Annotated in this window: 21 protein-coding genes and 1 tRNA gene; 14 read left to right on the plus strand and 8 right to left on the minus strand. The window is 33.2% G+C overall.

Translation table 11 applies throughout. The features are described 5' to 3' along the window. Window positions 1-10: 10 nt before the first annotated feature. From CLV55_RS06540 to CLV55_RS06550, 3 genes are all read right to left on the minus strand, one after another. Entirely contained in the window at window positions 11-658 is a 648-nt protein-coding gene (locus CLV55_RS06540; protein WP_112112952.1) for a fibrobacter succinogenes major paralogous domain-containing protein, read from the minus strand. A gap of 300 nt (window positions 659-958) precedes the next feature. After that, the gene (locus CLV55_RS06545) at window positions 959-1,180 is read right to left on the minus strand and encodes a hypothetical protein (RefSeq protein ID WP_112112953.1); all 222 of its coding nucleotides are present in this window, start codon (window positions 1,178-1,180) and stop codon (window positions 959-961) included. A 45-nt stretch (window positions 1,181-1,225) separates the two neighbouring features. Beyond that, the gene (locus tag CLV55_RS06550) at window positions 1,226-1,531 is read right to left on the minus strand and encodes a hypothetical protein (protein WP_112112954.1); all 306 of its coding nucleotides are present in this window, start codon (window positions 1,529-1,531) and stop codon (window positions 1,226-1,228) included. Between the two features lie 48 nt (window positions 1,532-1,579). On the opposite strand from CLV55_RS06550, the gene CLV55_RS06555 reads away from it, so the two are divergent. The 4 genes from CLV55_RS06555 to CLV55_RS06570 are packed head-to-tail and all read left to right on the plus strand — an operon-like array spanning window position 1,580 to window position 4,048. After that, a complete protein-coding gene (locus CLV55_RS06555; RefSeq protein WP_112112955.1) occupies window positions 1,580-2,404 on the plus strand; it encodes an ion transporter in 825 nt (274 codons plus the stop codon). Window positions 2,405-2,406: 2 nt separating this feature from the next. Next, the gene (locus CLV55_RS06560; RefSeq protein WP_112112956.1) at window positions 2,407-3,216 is read left to right on the plus strand and encodes a YqiA/YcfP family alpha/beta fold hydrolase; all 810 of its coding nucleotides are present in this window, start codon (window positions 2,407-2,409) and stop codon (window positions 3,214-3,216) included. Between the two features lie 5 nt (window positions 3,217-3,221). Then, entirely contained in the window at window positions 3,222-3,560 is a 339-nt protein-coding gene (locus CLV55_RS06565) for a DUF6150 family protein (RefSeq protein WP_112112957.1), read from the plus strand. Window positions 3,561-3,562: 2 nt separating this feature from the next. Then, window positions 3,563-4,048 carry a hypothetical protein gene (locus CLV55_RS06570; protein ID WP_146739545.1) on the plus strand — a complete coding sequence of 162 codons (486 nt, stop codon included), beginning with the start codon at window positions 3,563-3,565 and terminating at the stop codon, window positions 4,046-4,048. Between the two features lie 59 nt (window positions 4,049-4,107). Here CLV55_RS06570 and CLV55_RS06575 read toward each other — a convergent pair whose 3' ends face one another. Next, the gene (locus tag CLV55_RS06575) at window positions 4,108-4,857 is read right to left on the minus strand and encodes a hypothetical protein (protein ID WP_112112959.1); all 750 of its coding nucleotides are present in this window, start codon (window positions 4,855-4,857) and stop codon (window positions 4,108-4,110) included. A gap of 385 nt (window positions 4,858-5,242) precedes the next feature. Here CLV55_RS06575 and CLV55_RS06580 point away from each other — a divergent pair, with 385 nt between their 5' ends. Beyond that, window positions 5,243-5,728, plus strand: coding sequence for a hypothetical protein (locus CLV55_RS06580; protein ID WP_112112960.1), 486 nt, complete (start codon window positions 5,243-5,245; stop codon window positions 5,726-5,728). 2 nt (window positions 5,729-5,730) lie between these two features. Here CLV55_RS06580 and CLV55_RS06585 read toward each other — a convergent pair whose 3' ends face one another. Together CLV55_RS06585 and CLV55_RS06590 are read right to left on the minus strand one after the other, a co-directional pair. Beyond that, window positions 5,731-6,837, minus strand: a complete 1,107-nt coding sequence (locus CLV55_RS06585) for a glycosyltransferase family 2 protein (protein ID WP_245902689.1) — start codon at window positions 6,835-6,837, stop codon at window positions 5,731-5,733. Window positions 6,838-6,902: 65 nt separating this feature from the next. Then, the gene (locus CLV55_RS06590; protein WP_112112961.1) at window positions 6,903-7,844 is read right to left on the minus strand and encodes a hypothetical protein; all 942 of its coding nucleotides are present in this window, start codon (window positions 7,842-7,844) and stop codon (window positions 6,903-6,905) included. 106 nt (window positions 7,845-7,950) lie between these two features. Here CLV55_RS06590 and ruvC point away from each other — a divergent pair, with 106 nt between their 5' ends. The 8 genes from ruvC (at window position 7,951) to CLV55_RS06630 (ending at window position 13,985) form a co-directional block, all read left to right on the plus strand. Then, complete coding sequence (gene ruvC / locus CLV55_RS06595) at window positions 7,951-8,505, plus strand: crossover junction endodeoxyribonuclease RuvC (protein WP_112112962.1); 555 nt, start codon at window positions 7,951-7,953, stop codon at window positions 8,503-8,505. A gap of 61 nt (window positions 8,506-8,566) precedes the next feature. Then, window positions 8,567-9,700: a radical SAM family heme chaperone HemW gene (gene hemW, locus CLV55_RS06600; protein ID WP_112112963.1), complete on the plus strand. Its 1,134-nt coding sequence runs from the start codon at window positions 8,567-8,569 to the stop codon at window positions 9,698-9,700. Between the two features lie 239 nt (window positions 9,701-9,939). After that, window positions 9,940-10,218: a GxxExxY protein gene (locus CLV55_RS06605; RefSeq protein WP_245902690.1), complete on the plus strand. Its 279-nt coding sequence runs from the start codon at window positions 9,940-9,942 to the stop codon at window positions 10,216-10,218. 70 nt (window positions 10,219-10,288) lie between these two features. Beyond that, on the plus strand, window positions 10,289-11,047 hold the full coding sequence (locus CLV55_RS06610; protein WP_112112964.1) for a cyclase family protein: 759 nt from the start codon (window positions 10,289-10,291) through the stop codon (window positions 11,045-11,047). A gap of 57 nt (window positions 11,048-11,104) precedes the next feature. Next, on the plus strand, window positions 11,105-11,512 hold the full coding sequence (locus CLV55_RS06615; protein ID WP_112112965.1) for a GNAT family N-acetyltransferase: 408 nt from the start codon (window positions 11,105-11,107) through the stop codon (window positions 11,510-11,512). Between the two features lie 54 nt (window positions 11,513-11,566). Further along, a complete protein-coding gene (locus tag CLV55_RS06620; RefSeq protein ID WP_112112966.1) occupies window positions 11,567-11,938 on the plus strand; it encodes an MmcQ/YjbR family DNA-binding protein in 372 nt (123 codons plus the stop codon). A 57-nt stretch (window positions 11,939-11,995) separates the two neighbouring features. Continuing rightward, on the plus strand, window positions 11,996-12,676 hold the full coding sequence (locus CLV55_RS06625; RefSeq protein WP_112112967.1) for a PH domain-containing protein: 681 nt from the start codon (window positions 11,996-11,998) through the stop codon (window positions 12,674-12,676). Window positions 12,677-12,782: 106 nt separating this feature from the next. Further along, window positions 12,783-13,985, plus strand: coding sequence for an NAD(P)/FAD-dependent oxidoreductase (locus CLV55_RS06630; RefSeq protein ID WP_112112968.1), 1,203 nt, complete (start codon window positions 12,783-12,785; stop codon window positions 13,983-13,985). A gap of 31 nt (window positions 13,986-14,016) precedes the next feature. On the opposite strand, the gene CLV55_RS06635 is transcribed toward CLV55_RS06630, so the two are convergent. Beyond that, on the minus strand, window positions 14,017-15,405 hold the full coding sequence (locus CLV55_RS06635; protein WP_112112969.1) for a dipeptidase: 1,389 nt from the start codon (window positions 15,403-15,405) through the stop codon (window positions 14,017-14,019). Window positions 15,406-15,560: 155 nt separating this feature from the next. On the opposite strand from CLV55_RS06635, the gene CLV55_RS06640 reads away from it, so the two are divergent. Continuing rightward, window positions 15,561-15,642 (plus strand) — tRNA-Leu (locus CLV55_RS06640). 54 nt (window positions 15,643-15,696) lie between these two features. Here the strand turns inward: CLV55_RS06640 and ahcY are convergent. Next, on the minus strand, window positions 15,697-17,013 hold the full coding sequence (ahcY, locus tag CLV55_RS06645; RefSeq protein ID WP_112112970.1) for an adenosylhomocysteinase: 1,317 nt from the start codon (window positions 17,011-17,013) through the stop codon (window positions 15,697-15,699). Window positions 17,014-17,081: the final 68 nt, after the last annotated feature.

A 17,081-nucleotide genomic window follows, 5' to 3' on the forward strand; every position in this document is an offset into this window, starting at 1 on the left:
CTCTATTTTTTTATTCTTTAACACATCGTACAGACATACTCATTGGATAGTCAATAAATTTATAATTTCTTGTATAAAAATCAGTTTGTAGGTTGAGTGCAAAATCAATATAGGAAGTATTCTCAGTTTTATCATTAGAGGCACACCAAAATTTAGCTCCAATAGTAATATCTTTACTATTGTTCATATTTCTACCATCATGAAATCCTCCTGGCAATACACAAAAACCAAATTCATCTGTACCGTTACCGTTTCCTTTATAATCTGACTTTGCCCAACCATCAACTGACTTTAATTTAGCCCCTACTTTTTTATTTTTTCCTAAAAAATTACTATAATCAGCAGGCCCCATACCATCAGGCATTGGAGGTGTTAAAAAAACATTTAATTCTTTCCAATCATCACTGGTAGGTATTCTCCAACCATCTGGAGCTAATCCTCTAAGGTCATTTATTGCATACCAATTATATAATTTTCCATATATTTTTCCGTTTTCAGAGTTAAAATCATAATAACACCAACTTGGAATACAATTTTTATTAGCATTTTCCCATTCCTCTGTAGACTTTGCTTCTATAATTTTTTCTCCATTTCTAAAAGTATCAACATCTAAATTTCTGTTAGACCATATTTGATTTCCAATTTTTACTTGTTCCATTTGATTTATATTTTAAATTAAGCGAATTTATCAAATTATCTTTCTGAATACAAATTATTTATATATTTTATTATTACAGTCTGATTAATCATTCCTATTTTTTCTGACATTGAGACAATCTCAATATATCTACAAATTGTAGTAGTATTCCACCTTGTATCATTTTTTTGAATTAGTAGTTATTTTGGCTGTAATTATTACCTTTTAATCGACTTGGCTGGTTTTATATTTCTTTTGTCCAAATTCCTTTTCTCTTATTTTTCTACATAATCGACCATTATATTTTTGTGGGTATAAAAGTTATCTATTTTGGTTACGCTTTAAAGCTTTGTCCGCTAACATTTTTTCATACTCAGCGTGTGCTTTATCTGCTTTCGCACCTAACATCTCTGCTTTTTTTGTCAGCTCTTTTATTTTATTTTGACTTTCAATCCATTCAGGATTTTTACTTAGTCTCCATGCCTTGTAGGGTATGTAGATAAAGTAGATAAATGCTCCAAGTATTATTGCTCCAAGTATCATTTTTTGATTTTGGTAGTTGTTGTTTAGTAATTAGTAACTAATTTATTATTTTAAACCATATTTTTTAGAAAACCATTCCCTATCCCAAGTGCCTGCTTCGTTTTGCGCTTTAAATTGTTCAGCTGCTTTTTTTCCATAGTTTTTAGCATACTCATCATAATCTTTTTTTAAATTATTTTCTGCGTTTACAACGGCTTCTCCAGCTGCGTTTATTCTATCCGCAGCCGTTTTCACACCTTTCATAGCCTCTATATATTCAGGGTCTTTATGTAAACTATCGAAATAATTACCATATTTTGCTTTAACTATTTTATCAATAGAAAATCTTATTAATTTATCAAACATTCCCATTTTTAGTGATTTTAGAAATTTTAGTAAATTTACAAAAAAATATTAAACATGAAGAAAATACTACAGAATGAACGGCTGATATTTAATCTAATAGCAATAAATATTCTAATTATTTACCTTCACTCTTTTAATACTTTTAAACCTTATTTTTTTTATTTTGACCTTGTTGATGTTGGGTTAACTCTTTTTTTTAGCATTGAAATAGGTTACTCAATATTTGTTAAACATCCAAGTTTTTCATCTTATTTTAAAAACAATTGGAATAAGCTTGATTTTATTTCTATTCTATTATCACTCCCCAGTATTCTTGTTATTTTTATCCCAAACTTTGAAATATTAACTGGATTTATAGCGCTAAGGTCACTTAGAATTTTTAAAACACTTCGAATAATTGAATACATACCTAATGGTAAAAAAATAAGCAAAAAACTATTTAAAGCATTTAAAGGAATTACGTTTATTTTATTTACCTTTTTGGTTTTTACTACCGTTATATCATTAATATCTGTTAGTTTGTTTAAAAGTGTTGCTCCAAATTATTTTCAAAATGCCTTCGATAGTTTTTATACTATTTTCAAAATATTTTCAGGAGATGGTTTCTCTGATGTAGTTGCTGAAATTCAACAAAATACTTCTCCATTACTAACTGGTTTTTCGAAATTGTATTTTGTAATAATTGTATTTTCAGGAAGTATACTAGGACTTTCTCTGATAAATAGTGTTTTTATCAATGAAATGAGTACTATAGCAGATGATGTTGTAGAAAATGATAAATCTATTGATGCATTACATAAACAGTTAGAAATTGTAAAAAATCAGCAAACTGAAATTTTAAAAAAGTTGGAAGAACTATCAACCAACAACAAACCTTAACTATGCCAAAACAATTCAAAACCATAAAACCAATTACTGCCAAACAAAACCTTTGGTCAACTTTGGATATACCAGTAGGAACAATTCTCGAACAAATTCCTGACACTACTAATTTAATTCATCCTATTAGAGGGATTGTTACAACATACAACGACCAAACTATTGCTATTCCTTACGAATATATTATTCCTAATTATGAGTTTAAAACCACAATCTTATTATTGCATGGTTTTAATAGCGCACCCGAAAACAAACAAGCTATAATCAATCAATGGCTACTAGATAATAATGTATCAGACCACATTACTTTGATAGCTCCACAACTCAATTACAATCCCAACAAAGCCATAAAACAAATAGGCAGCATCATTCAAGAACATTATGGAAACATCATAGTAATAGGCACCTCTCTTGGAGGATTTTATGCCAACTATGTTCGTGCTATGAATCAAACGGACCAAATTAAAGTACATGCCATAAACCCAAGTTGGTCTCCAAGTATTTCTTTAAAAAAAGAAGTAAACCAAGAACAAATTAATTTAAAAACCAAAGAAAATTGGAAGTTTACAGAAACTTATTTAAACTATTTAGCACATTTTGAAAAAGCATGCAAAGTAGAATTAAAACACTACAAAGGAAATAACTACACATTGCATTTAGCCAACGCTGACGAATTATTAACTTTTGACACTATGCTAGAGTATCTCAATGAAAACAAGGTACCACACGAGGTTTTCTATTACAATACCAACCACAGATTTGAAACTGTAAAGGAATTGCTTGAAAATAGTAAAAATGACTTAATCCCATAAACATCATGAAAAGATATATCTTACCAATTGTTGCTGTATTTTTATGCACAATACAATCACAAGCCCAAAAAGTATATTCTGTCGATTATGCCAATCAAGCCGATGTAAAAGTCTTTGTTGTCGATTACGAAAATCAAGCCGATTTGAAGGTGTATAAAGAAAAATACCAAAACCAAGCCGATAAAAACGAGGGGCGCTGGTTTTTTACAGACTACGCCAATCAAGCCGATAAAAAAATATTCTTTGTGCAATATGCCAATCAAGCTGACCTAAAAATCTACTTTGTAAAATATGAAAACCAAGCAGGTTGGAACAACAAATCAAAAATGCAGTTAATGTATTAAACATGAAAAAAAACATCCTATCACTACTCATATTATTGCTTACCATGATAAGCACCGCACAAACCAAAATCCGGCAAGGCGACGGCACCTATGCGTCCAATAAAGTACTCTTCACTATAGACGGCACCAAAGTAAGACAAGGCGATGGCACGTATGCTTCAAACAAAGTATTATACACCTTTGATGGCGTAAAATTTAGAGAAGGCGACGGTACCTATGCTTCCAACAAAGTACTCCTAACTATTGATGGCAATAAAATCAGAGTAGGAGACGGCACCTATGCCTCCAACAAGGTTGTTTTCACCATTGATGGTGTAAAAATCAGACAAGGCGAGGGTACCTATGCCTCCAATAAAGTACTGTTTACCATAGATGGAAATAAAATCAGACAAGGCGACGGCACCTATGCCTCTAATAAAGTACTTTACACCCTTGAAGGAGGTCTAGGCATAACCAAAATAGCCTGTCTGCTTTATTATATCCTTTAAAAACAAAAAGGAGATAGTAAAACCTATCCCCTTTCTCTCAAATTCAAAGCATACCTACTTTATACAACCCCTATAATATTTAGAACATTATAAGACCCATTCTTCAACAAGTATAGCTCCCCATTAACCTCTTGGTAAAAAGCAATAAACAAAAAATAAAAATGAGTACCACTACCCTCAGGAGCACCATTAGGATCCATAATCAAAGTAGACTCATTCAAATCAATAGGCACATTCAACACATCACTCTTTTTGATGTTATAAATCCCAGTTGAAAAATCCAAATTCAAAAAAGCACTTTGCAAACTAAAATGAGTAGCTCCTTGTGGATAATTCAAATCCTCCTTTGGCTTAAAATGTGTAAGAACCGTTTTACCACTTTCCACATCCAATTCAATTGGAAAATCCAAAACACTTTTCAAAGGCGCATTCATATTAAAATCAAAACCTTTAAGCACATTTCTACCAGCATCAGTACAAACACCTTCAGAAACTTTTCTTTGCCCCCTTGCTGAATGCCCATCCAGTTTTTTAACCTCAGACATTGCTTTTTGTAATCGACTAGACAGTTTAGAGTCTTTTGCTTTCTTGGCTAAACCATCTGTAGCACTTCGCAACATTTTTCCCATAGAAGCACAGTGACCAAATTCACCCATATTCTCTCGAGTACGCTCAAAAGCAGGATCTTTCATCATACGTTCTCTACTTACACCACCTTTGGTGCGAACCAAGTACCCATCGGCACTTTTGTAGAAGGTAACATCATCTAGTGTTCCTTCAATCTTAAAAAGGCTTTTATTCTTTGCCATAATTAAATTGTTATTTTTATGCCCAATACTTACTTATTGAACTATACTATCTATCTTTCTGCTCATCCCATTTTGGGTATTTTAATGTTAAATAATCGTTAACTTTTACAAACTCAGTATTATCAAGGGATTTTGCTTACAAATATGCCAAAAACTAAGTGTATAGTCAGTTTAGTATTAAAATTATAGTTGTATAACTATAGTAGGATTTATTTATTAATCTGTATAGCTAAATTAGGACGGGTCATAATTATTTTAGGACGAGTCAAGTAACCAACTTAGTACATACTTGGTAGATACTTAGTACATAGTTAGGGTAATTGGATAAAAAGAGTTAAAAAAAGTATACACTTGCATTACATTTTTTTTATTATTTTTGACTGATATGAAAAAAACAGTTCAAATACTTTTAGGGGGAGCGTTTTTCTTTACGTCCTGCCAATGGATGGGCAACCCAGTCCCCTCTGAAAAAGAACTGCTTGAAAAACAAATCAAAGAAATCAATTGGAAAGAAGTAGATGTTTATCCGTCCATTGCCGATTGTGAAGCATTGACCGATGCCACTCAAAAAAAACAATGTTTCTTTGAATTTTTATCAGCTACCATTCAACAAAAATTAAGTATCGATACACTTAAAGTTCTATTTCCAAAACTCGATACCATTGAAGTTAAAATCACCGTAAACCCCGATGCAAGTTTAGAATTTGAACCCCAATTTCCAAGAGACACCGTAGCTTATGACACCATTAAAATTGACAGCATACTCAAAGTAAAATTGGTCGATTTCCCAAAAGTACATCCTGCTATCAAAAGAGGAATCCCTGTAAAATCACAATTTATTTTACCCGTTATCATCAAATCGGAACAATAGAACTATCGTGAAAAAGTTCGACCCTTCCAGGTAAAACGCCCAAACAAAGCATAGAATCCGACAAAACTAGAAAATACAGGATAAATCAAACTGCTTACAAGTGGAATAACAACCTTGTTTTTTCTTATATATTGGTTGGTTTTGTAGATTAAGATACAATCTACAAGATATTTCATTAAAAACACTGCAACCATTATTTTCCCAGCTAAAAAACCCTCAAACCACAATACACCACCCAAAACTAAAGAGAGATTCATCAATAATACCACAACCGCTAATAGTTTAGCATACGCATGTTTATAGCTTGTTGTTTTACTCGCCCATCGTACCCGTTGCATAAAAAGAGCATACAAATCATTTTCTGGCTTCGTTTTTACAATAACATCTGTGTTTTTTAAATACTGCACGCACTCAGGGTTCTTTTTTAAGGCTTTTTGAAGCAACAACACATCATCGCCACTAGCTTGAGTAGTAATCCCTCCAAAACCGCCAAGCTCTTGAAAAAGTCTTTTGGTATATGCAAAATTAGCGCCATTACACATAAACGGTTTTCCAATTCCAAAACTTCCAATTGTAGTGCCTTGTAAACTCAGAAGATCCAATTGCTGAAAATGGTGAAACCAGTTATTTTTAGTTTTATAAACAACGGCACCAACAATCATTTCCGTAGTGTTTTTTTGAATAAAAGCATCCATAGTCAGGAGCCAATTTTCATTGACAACACAATCAGCATCAGTAGTCACAACCCATTCATTTTTAACGATAGGCATCGCTTTGGTTAGCGCGTCTTTTTTGGGGGAATTAGACAACTTCAAGTTTTCTAAAAGTGTCGAATGAATCAATCCATGTTCCATACGCCATTTGATATAAATGCGCTCTGAAGCATCTTCAGAAAAGTCATCTACCAAAATCAATTCAAACAATTCCTTTGGATAATTCAGACTTGAAATGGACTTCAAAAGTTTGGGCAAATTTTTCGCTTCATTTCGAAAAGGAACGATTATAGAAAACGTTGTTTTAGGTTTTTCATTCGTTCTTTCAAAGGAGTTTACTTTATCAAAACCAAAAATTAGTTGAATGATAAACACAACATAAATTGCCAATATCAAAAATAAAACCATTTCTATCATAACTACTAACACTACAGATTATACCTATTTACACAAATAACACACTAATCATTTATAGGTTTAAATTGCGGAGAAATCTTAAAAATCAATACAAAATAACTTCCTATAATTACGGGCAAAACAACATTCAAAAACCACATAAGCGTAGTTACAAAAACCACAACCCATTCGTTAACCTCAAGAATACCAAAGAAATAAACTGCTAAACTCCCTTTTAAAGCGAAATCCAAAAACTGAAAACTTGGAATCACAGAAGCTAAAAAATAAACGGTGGTAATCGTAGCCATCAAAGTGGTGTAGGGCAAATCTACATCAAATGCTAGAAACAAAAAATAATATTGATGCGAAAAAACCACATAACGACACATCCCTAAAATAAAATTTTTCCGATGAATGGGTTTTGGAATTTCATTACTTTTTTCCAACAAAGCACCTAAAGAATAGCCTTTTATTTTTACTTTTTTGGTAAGATAGGAAAACCATACAAAAGCTATAACTCCCATAATTGTTCCTAAACTCCAAAGCCAATAACCTAAGAAAAACATACCTAAGATTCCGAAAACACCAGTAGCCACAATCTGAATCCCATTGCATATCAGGTTAAGAAAAATGATTTTTTTAGTGTCTTTTTTATCAAAATAGAGTGCTTTTCCAGCATATTCGCCTACACCCACGGGGGTAAAAACTCCCAAAGTTAAAGCCGCAAGAACTTGTTTGGTCGCTTCATATATTGAAATAGGCTGTACAACTTGCGCCAAGTTTTGCCATTTAAGGATTTCGAAATAACGATTCAAAAAACTTAAAAACAAAAGAAATACAATACCACTAACCGATTGGTTTTTACGATATAAAATCAAAAATTGATCCCAATCCAATGCGTCATTCGAAGCCAATTGATGGTACATAAAATATAATGCGCCAACAACAATCAAAAGTTTGATTGAAAAAACCAAGAATTGTTTAGCTTTGTGAGGAATTGAAATCATGGATGCAAAAGTAGTTAATTTGAAGATGAGACAATTTGAAAATTTGAAAATGAAAAGAATATTAGGATTCAACGATTAATAAAAGATTGGATATTCTTAAAAAATTATGGCACACGAACGCATCATATTAGGAATCGACCCAGGAACGACCATCATGGGCTTCGGTTTGATAAAAGTCATCAACAAGAAAATGGAATTTCTTCAGTTGAACGAACTGATTTTAAGTAAATACGACGACCATTACACCAAATTGAAAGTGATTTTCGAACGCACTATCGAATTAATTGAAACCCATCATCCTGACGAAATTGCTATTGAAGCGCCCTTTTTTGGTAAAAATGTGCAATCCATGTTGAAGTTGGGAAGAGCACAAGGTGTCGCGATGGCCGCGGGTTTATCGAGACAAATTCCAATTACAGAATACGAGCCCAAAAAAATAAAAATGGCGATTACCGGCAATGGAAATGCGAGTAAAGAACAAGTAGCTAAAATGTTACAACAACTTTTAGGATTGAATCAATTACCCAAAAATCTTGACTCTACCGATGGACTGGCAGCTGCAGTTTGCCATTTTTTCAATAGCGGAAAAGTGGTTGGACAAAAAAGCTATTCGGGGTGGGATGCTTTTGTAAAACAAAATGAAGAACGAGTTAAAAAATAGTATTCAGTCACAGTTTTCAGTCACAATACTGCAAACTGCGACTGTTACTGATCACTAAAATATGTCAGGCATCTACATCCATATCCCATTCTGCAAACAAGCGTGTCACTACTGTGATTTTCATTTTTCAACCTCTATGAAAAAGAAAGAGGAAATGGTTTGGGCATTAGCTAAAGAATTGCAACTACGTAAAGGCGAGTTTCAAAATGAAATAGTAGAAACAATCTATTTTGGTGGTGGAACGCCGAGTAGATTAACGATTGAAGAGGTAAGGTTTTTGATTCATTCAGTTTATTCAAATTATGAAGTTGTTAAAAACCCAGAAATAACATTAGAAGCCAATCCAGATGATGTATCAGAAGACTATTTGATAGCGCTAAAAGAACTTGGCATCAATCGGTTGTCTATTGGAATTCAATCTTTTTTTGAAGACGATTTAAAACTGATGAATCGCGCGCACAATGAAGAGGAGGCAAAAAAATGCTTAGAATTGGCCACAACCTATTTCGACAATATTTCGATTGATTTGATTTACGGAATTCCTCACATGAGCAACGAAAGATGGTTACAAAATATAGAAACGGCTTTATCATTTAATATACCTCACATTTCGAGTTATGCGTTGACCGTCGAACCTAAAACGGCGTTACATAAGTTTATTCAAAATGGAATTATACCGCAACTAGATGATGAATGGGCGTCCTCGCATTTTAATTTATTGGTGGAAACACTGGAAGAAAACGGATTCATTCATTATGAATTATCTAATTTTGGTAAGGAAGATTATTTTTCTAAAAATAATTCTGCTTATTGGTTAGGGAAAAAATACATAGGAATTGGCCCATCAGCACACAGTTATGATGGGATTACAAGAGGATGGAATGTATCAAACAATACCTTGTATTTAAAATCCATTCAAGAAAATCAAGTCCCTATTGAAACGGAAATTTTGTCTAAAACCGATCGCTATAACGAATACATCATGACGGGATTGCGCACTATTTGGGGAATTTCGTTAGATCGAATTGAAAAAGAATTTGGCACATCCTACTTAAATTACCTCAATCAACAAGCGGCAACATATATTGAGGATCATTTTTTATATGTTGATGAAACTGTTTTAAGAACCACCAAAAAAGGGAAATTTTTGAGTGATGGAATTACATCAGATCTTTTTTTATTAAATTTGGAATAGTTTAACCGCAAAGAGCGCGAAGCTTTAAGACAAAGTACGCAATGTTTTGTAAAATAAAGATTTTTTTACGAAATTGGCATAATTCTTAATTAACCTTGCGGTTAAAATTAATAAATAGTAAATGCCATATAAAATGAATTATGTCAGAAAATGAATTATCAAAAATTGTATTTGATTGTGCTTTGAAACTGCATCAAAATTTAGGACCTGGTCTTTTAGAAAGTGCTTATTAAGAATGTTTGTTTTATGAGTTGAAGAAAACAGGTATTCATGTTCAAAAACAAAAACCACTACCCTTGATTTATGAAGAAGTAATTTTAGATGTAGGCTACAGAATTGATATTATGGTTGAAAATAAACTAATCTTAAAAATTAAATCGGTTGAAGCATTGAATGACGTGCACTTTGCACAACTTCTAACGTATTTAAAATTAACAGATTGTAAACTAGGATTATTAATAAATTTCAATGTAACCTTGATAAAAAATGGAATCAAACGAATAGTAAATAAACTTTAATTATTACGGCGAACTTAGCGTTGTCACCCTGAGCTTGTCGAAGGTCTTTGCGCTCTTTGCGGTTAAGTATATGAAAGCAACAATAAACAACTTCCAAATCGACTTATCAAAACCTATTGATATTTCCATTTCGTTATCGAATACTGATGCCAATCCGATTGCTTGGTATCTTGAAAAACCTGAAATCGAACCCGTAAAGTTTGGTGATTGGGTAGGAAAAGTGTCAGAGGGAAGTTCGACCAATTTCAACAACATTCTTTTTAACCCCCACGGGCATGGCACTCATACCGAATGTCTAGGACATATCACAAAGGAGTTTTATTCGATTAATCAATGTTTGAAACAATTTTTCTTCACAGCCGAATTGATTTCAATCACACCCGAAAAGATTAACAACGATGGTGTAATTTCTAAAGTTCAAATTCAAGAAGCTTTAAATGGCAAAACTCCTGAAGCAATCGTTATTCGAACCCTGCCCAATTCAGAAATTAAAAAACACACCAATTATTCTAAAACCAATCCGCCGTATTTGGAAGCTGGAGCAGCGACATTCATTAGAGAAATCGGCATTCAACATTTATTGATTGATTTACCAAGTGTTGACCGAGAAGAAGATGAAGGAAAATTGTTAGCACATAAAGCGTTTTGGAATGTAAAAGATGTTATTAATTTGAACGATGATGCTCGAATGCATTGCACAATTACCGAAATGATATATGTAGACGACAGCATTTTAGACGGAAATTACATTTTAAATTTACAAATTACCTCTTTTGAAAATGATGCTTCGCCATCAAAACCGATATTATTTAAGGTTTCTGAATTTTGATTTCTGATTTCAGAACTTCAAAAATCAAAAATCGTTAATCTTCAATCAAAAATCATAATGATTACCGTTTCTACAGACAAATCCAAACTAGATGTTCCTTTCATTCAAAACTTTTTGAAAGATGTGTATTGGGCTGCAGGAAGAACCATAGCAGAAGTTCAGACTACTATTGATGCGTCTTTTTGTTTTGGAATATATCTGGATGATCAACAAATTGGTTTTTGTCGCGTCATAACCGATTACGTCGTTTTTGCTTATGTGATGGATGTTTTTATTGATGAAGATCATCGTGGAAAAGGATATTCTTCCATTCTAATCAATGCCATGATGACCGAACCCAAATTACAACACGTCAAAATTTGGAGATTGGCTACTTCGGATGCCCATTTTTTATATAAAAAATTTGGATTTACACTATTGGGGCATCCTGAAAAAATGATGGAAAAAATAATAAGTAACAAGTAAATAGTACTTCGTGAGTAGTTTAGATTTAATTCCTTATCACTAATCCCTTAAAAAATGAACATTCAACAACTTTACGATTTTTGCCTATCTAAAAAAGGAGTTACCGAACATTTCCCATTTGACGAAGACACTTTGGTGTTTAAAGTAGGTGGAAAAATGTTTTGTTTAACATCCTTAAAAGAATGGGAAAAAGGGACGCCATCAGTCAATTTAAAATGTGATCCAGAGCGAGCCGAAGAACTTAGAGCCGAATATGAAGGAATCAATCCAGGTTGGCACATGAGTAAAATCCATTGGAATACGGTAGATTTTAATAATGATGTATCCAACAAAATGATGTGCGAATTAATCAACCATTCTTACGATTTGGTTTTCAAAAGTTTGACTAAAAAAATTCAAAATGAAATTATTGAATTAGAAAATTAGGCATTACTTTTGATGCGTTTTTAAACTCTTAAACCTTTTAAACTTATAAACATTAAGATGATTGACAATTTAAAAAAAATATTAAACGAAGATCAAGATCCAAAAGCTATTGAAAAAATAACTACTAAACTTGATAATTTATTAATGTCAAATGAAGAAGTTGGTTATATAGCGGTTCAAAAAAAGCCAGCGGTAACTATTTTGCCCGATAGTATTGTGGTTACTAACAAAAGAATTATTCTTTGCAAACCTAAAAATTTAGGATTATCTATGGAATTTATGGATTATGACTGGGATGATATTGCGGCCTGTTTTGTAAAAGAGGGTATTCTCGGTGCTGATTTTACTTTTACCACAAAGTCTGAATTAACTCATACTGTTGATTATTTACCAAAAAATCAAGCACGAAAATTATACACTTACTCGAAGGAGCAATTGGACTTATTAAAAAACCCAAAAAACATAATACAAACTGAAGATCTTATTCCTGAAAAAAACGAAACTGTAGAAGAAATTCAAACAGAAGAAGTAACAAACTTTGCCGAAATTATTCCTTCTAACAATCTTTCTTTTGAAGAACCTAACCTTGAAAAAAATGTTGGAGAAAAAAAACTAAGCGAATTAACCCAAGACGAATTGTTTGAAAAATTACAAAACTACAAGAAGCTGTTGGACAATGGCTTAATTTTACAAGGCGAATATGATAATTTAAAAAAAGAAATTCTGAGTTATATGTAAAAAATCATCCGGTACTTCACCGGATTTTTTATGCCTTTTTGTAACATTTGATACTGTTTTTATGCTATTACCAAGCTAACTTTACATCATCAAATTAATCAAAATCATGACAACAACAGTAGTAATTGGAGGAAGTTTTGCTGGGATGACAGCTGCTCTAGAGATAAAAAGAAAAGGAAAAGCACAACACAATGTAGTACTAATAGATAAGTCTCCATTATTTTTATTTATTCCGTCTTTGATTTGGATCCCGTTTAAAAGACGGGAAATGAAAGACATTTCATTTAAAAAAGAAAATATTCTAAAGAAAAAAGGAGTCAATTTTATACATGCTGAGGCATTAAGAGTCGATCCTAATACACAAGTTGTTAGTACTGATAAAGGCGATTTTAAGTACGACAATCTAGTAATTGCAACTGGCCCTAAAGTTAAGTATGATGTAGCACCTGGTGTTGAAACTTACACACATTATATTGGCACGCCAAATGGAGCAATGAAAATCAGAAAAGCTTTAGAAGAATTCAAAAAAAATCCCGGTCCAATTGTTATAGGTGCTACACAAAATGCAGGTTGTATGGGTGCCGCGTACGAATTTTTATTCAATGTCGAAAAATGGTTGCGTGAACAAAATATTCGTAAAAAAGTAGATTTGTATTGGATAACACCCGAAGATTACCTTGGTCACTTTGGAATTGACGGCATGCCTTTGGCAGAAAGTATGCTTAAAGGATTTATGAAAATATTCAATATTCATTATAGAACACAGGTTGGAGTTAAGGAAGTCAAAGAAAATAAAATCATATTATCTACAGATGAGGAGTTGCCTTTTAAATTTTCAATGTTAATGCCTCCCTTTATTGGGGTCGATTTTGTTACAAACTCTACTGATTTGCATGCTACCCCAACAGGTTATATAAATGTTGGGGAGGATTACAGACATGTGGAATATCCAAATATATGGGCTGCAGGAATCGCTGTTAATGTTGTTTTACCATTCACCCCAAAATCCGTACCATTTGGAACTCCAAAAACTGGATATCCATCTGATGAAACTGGAAAAATTGTAGCCGAAAATATTATTAGAGTTTCTAAAGGAAAAACAGATTTAAAGAAAAAAGCATGGGGCAAAATCATGGGACTTTGCATTATGGATTGCGGCAAAAAAGAAGTTATCATTTTCTCAGATCACTTATTCAAACCTAGAAATTTTGCTATAATGATTCCTAATGTATTTTACGATTTTAGTAAAGTAATTTTAGAGAAATACTTCATTTGGAAAAGCAAACACGGCTATTCATACTTACCATAAATTATAAAAAGCCCCATTTAGGGGCTTTTATTTATTTATAAAGTTCTGTAAAATATTTATAAAACAACGGAATCGTTTCTATTCCTTTCAAATAATTAAACACTCCAAAATGTTCGTTGGGTGAGTGAATAGCATCCGAATCCAATCCAAATCCCATCAATATCGTTTTTGATTTTAACTCTTTCTCAAACAACGCTACGATAGGAATGCTTCCTCCAGATCGAACAGGAATCGCAGGAACACCAAAAGTCTCTGTGTAGGCTTTATTAGCCGCTTGATATCCAATACTATCAATGGGGGTTACATATCCTTGTCCTCCATGATGAGGCGTTACTTTTACTTTTACGGCTTTTGGTGCAATACTTTCGAAATGTTTAGTAAACAACTCCGTAATTTCTTCCCAATCTTGATTGGGCACCAAGCGCATCGATATTTTTGCATAGGCCTTACTAGCAATAACGGTTTTAGCACCTTCACCTGTATAGCCACCCCAAATTCCGTTAACGTCTAAAGTAGGACGAATCGAATTCCTTTCATTGGTTACATATCCTGTCTCACCATAAACATCTTCAATATCAAGTGCCTTTCTGTAATTATCTAGACTAAAAGGAGCTTTGGCCATTTCTTCACGTTCTGAGGTTGATAATTCTTCAACTTTATCATAAAACCCAGGAATAGTGATATGCTTATCTTCATCATGCAATGAAGCAATCATTTTTGTAAGCACATTAATGGGATTTGCCACAGCACCTCCATAAAGTCCCGAATGCAAATCGCGATTTGGCCCCGTCACTTCTACTTCCACATAACTCAAACCACGAAGACCCGTAGTAATGGAAGGCTGTTGATTGGAAATCATACCTGTATCAGAAATTAAGATAACGTCATTAGCCAATTTTTCTTGGTTGCGTTCTACAAACCATCCTAGCGATTTTGATCCCACTTCTTCTTCGCCTTCAATCATGAACTTGACGTTACAAGGCAACACATTGTTTTGAATCATGTATTCAAATGCCTTTACATGCATGTACATTTGTCCTTTATCGTCACAAGCGCCACGGGCAAAAATAGCCCCCTCTGGATGAATTTCAGTGGTTTTTATTACAGGTTCAAACGGTGGTGATGTCCATAAATCTATTGGATCAGGTGGTTGAACATCATAATGACCATAAACCAAAACCGTTGGTAAATTTTTATCAATGATATGTTCTCCAAAAACAATGGGATACCCTGGTGTTTCACAAATTTCAGTATGTTGACATCCAGCTTTATCTAAAGACTCTTTTACGGCAAAAGCTGTATTTATTACATCTTGAGAATAGGCAGTATCTGCACTTACAGAAGGTATTTTTAATAGTTCTACTAATTCTGAAATAAAACGTTCTTTATTGTCTTGAACGTATTGTTTTATATTATTCATGGGATTTAAAAATTAAGAGTTTCAAAAGTACTAAAAAATATTTTTAAAAAAATTTATTATTCGTTATTCAAAATTCATAATTATAATTATATTTGCACTCACAAATAAAAATTCACCGAACACCTATAAAACATAATGTTTTGTGAAGTAATTTTGCGGGTATGGCGAAATTGGTAGACGTGCCAGACTTAGGATCTGGTGCCGCAAGGCGTGTAGGTTCGAGTCCTATTACCCGCACAAAAAAAACCTCTTAAACAATGTTTAAGAGGTTTTTTTTATATGCTCTTTATCTTAGTATCTATAGTACTCGGGTTTGAATGGCCCTTGAACCTCAACACCTATATAAGCAGCTTGTTCTGGACGTAATGTTTCTAACTCAACACCTAACTTAGCTAAGTGAAGTGCTGCCACCTTTTCATCAAGATGCTTAGGCAACATATATACTTCATTTTTGTATGCGGCACTGTTATTCCATAATTCAATTTGCGCTAACGTTTGATTTGTAAACGAATTACTCATTACAAAACTTGGGTGACCCGTAGCACATCCTAAGTTAACCAAACGACCCTCAGCTAAAATAATGATATCCTTTCCATTAACATTATAAATATCGACTTGAGGTTTTACTTCATTCTTAGTATGTCCGTAGTTTTTATTTAACCAAGCCATGTCAATTTCGTTATCAAAATGACCAATGTTACATACTATCGTTTTGTCTTTCATTTTCTCAAAATGCGATCCTACAACGATGTCTTTATTTCCAGTTGTAGTGATAATGATATCCGCATTTCCAACAACTGTGTCTAATCTTTTAACTTCATAACCATCCATAGCCGCTTGTAATGCGCAAATTGGGTCGATTTCGGTAACTGTTACAATCGAACCAGCGCCTCTAAATGAAGCTGCAGTTCCTTTTCCTACATCACCATAACCACAAACCACAACTCTTTTACCAGCCAACATCACATCAGTAGCACGACGAATAGCGTCTACAGCCGATTCTTTACAACCGTATTTGTTGTCAAATTTTGATTTTGTAACCGAATCATTTACATTGATTGCAGGCATGAATAAAGTCCCGTTTTTCATTCTTTCATACAAACGATGAACTCCTGTTGTAGTTTCTTCTGACAAACCTTTGATTCCAGGGATTAATTCTGGGTAACGGTCAAAAACCATATTAGTTAAATCTCCTCCATCATCCAAAATCATATTCAATGGTTTTCGATCATCACCAAAAAATAACGTTTGCTCGATACACCAATCGAAATCTTCTTCATTCAATCCTTTCCAAGCGTAAACCTGAATACCTGCAGCAGCAATTGCAGCAGCTGCTTGATCTTGAGTTGAAAAAATATTACACGAAGACCATGTGACCTCTGCTCCAAGTGCAATAAGTGTTTCAATCAATACTGCCGTTTGAATAGTCATGTGTAAACATCCAGCAATTCTTGCTCCTTTTAAAGGTTGACTTGCGCCATACTCAGCTCTTAAAGCCATTAATCCTGGCATTTCAGCCTCAGCCAATTCAATTTCTTTTCTTCCCCAAGCTGCAAGCGAAATATCTTTCACTTTATAAGCCACATAAGGTAATGTTTGTGTACTCATCAATTATGTATATTTGTTTTTTTAAATTTGATGCAAAATTACAACATAGGTTTTTAATTTTATAATTT

Origin of the sequence: Flavobacterium aciduliphilum, assembly GCF_003268855.1 — a bacterium.
GTDB classification, from domain to species: domain Bacteria; phylum Bacteroidota; class Bacteroidia; order Flavobacteriales; family Flavobacteriaceae; genus Flavobacterium; species Flavobacterium aciduliphilum.

What these genes read in the sequence shown, in the direction of transcription:
- CLV55_RS06560 (WP_112112956.1), top strand. Translation starts at nt 2,407, where the DNA reads ATGCCAAAACAATTCAAAACCATAAAACCAATTACTGCCAAACAAAAC.
- hemW (WP_112112963.1), top strand. Translation starts at nt 8,567, where the DNA reads ATGTCAGGCATCTACATCCATATCCCATTCTGCAAACAAGCGTGTCAC.
- CLV55_RS06540 (WP_112112952.1), bottom strand. Translation starts at nt 658, where the DNA reads ATGGAACAAGTAAAAATTGGAAATCAAATATGGTCTAACAGAAATTTA.
- CLV55_RS06575 (WP_112112959.1), bottom strand. Translation starts at nt 4,857, where the DNA reads ATGGCAAAGAATAAAAGCCTTTTTAAGATTGAAGGAACACTAGATGAT.
- CLV55_RS06620 (WP_112112966.1), top strand. Translation starts at nt 11,567, where the DNA reads ATGAACATTCAACAACTTTACGATTTTTGCCTATCTAAAAAAGGAGTT.
- CLV55_RS06615 (WP_112112965.1), top strand. Translation starts at nt 11,105, where the DNA reads ATGATTACCGTTTCTACAGACAAATCCAAACTAGATGTTCCTTTCATT.
- CLV55_RS06580 (WP_112112960.1), top strand. Translation starts at nt 5,243, where the DNA reads ATGAAAAAAACAGTTCAAATACTTTTAGGGGGAGCGTTTTTCTTTACG.
- CLV55_RS06630 (WP_112112968.1), top strand. Translation starts at nt 12,783, where the DNA reads ATGACAACAACAGTAGTAATTGGAGGAAGTTTTGCTGGGATGACAGCT.
- CLV55_RS06570 (WP_146739545.1), top strand. Translation starts at nt 3,563, where the DNA reads ATGAAAAAAAACATCCTATCACTACTCATATTATTGCTTACCATGATA.
- CLV55_RS06550 (WP_112112954.1), bottom strand. Translation starts at nt 1,531, where the DNA reads ATGGGAATGTTTGATAAATTAATAAGATTTTCTATTGATAAAATAGTT.
- CLV55_RS06610 (WP_112112964.1), top strand. Translation starts at nt 10,289, where the DNA reads ATGAAAGCAACAATAAACAACTTCCAAATCGACTTATCAAAACCTATT.
- CLV55_RS06565 (WP_112112957.1), top strand. Translation starts at nt 3,222, where the DNA reads ATGAAAAGATATATCTTACCAATTGTTGCTGTATTTTTATGCACAATA.
- ruvC (WP_112112962.1), top strand. Translation starts at nt 7,951, where the DNA reads ATGGCACACGAACGCATCATATTAGGAATCGACCCAGGAACGACCATC.
- CLV55_RS06635 (WP_112112969.1), bottom strand. Translation starts at nt 15,405, where the DNA reads ATGAATAATATAAAACAATACGTTCAAGACAATAAAGAACGTTTTATT.
- CLV55_RS06545 (WP_112112953.1), bottom strand. Translation starts at nt 1,180, where the DNA reads ATGATACTTGGAGCAATAATACTTGGAGCATTTATCTACTTTATCTAC.
- CLV55_RS06625 (WP_112112967.1), top strand. Translation starts at nt 11,996, where the DNA reads ATGATTGACAATTTAAAAAAAATATTAAACGAAGATCAAGATCCAAAA.
- ahcY (WP_112112970.1), bottom strand. Translation starts at nt 17,013, where the DNA reads ATGAGTACACAAACATTACCTTATGTGGCTTATAAAGTGAAAGATATT.
- CLV55_RS06555 (WP_112112955.1), top strand. Translation starts at nt 1,580, where the DNA reads ATGAAGAAAATACTACAGAATGAACGGCTGATATTTAATCTAATAGCA.
- CLV55_RS06590 (WP_112112961.1), bottom strand. Translation starts at nt 7,844, where the DNA reads ATGATTTCAATTCCTCACAAAGCTAAACAATTCTTGGTTTTTTCAATC.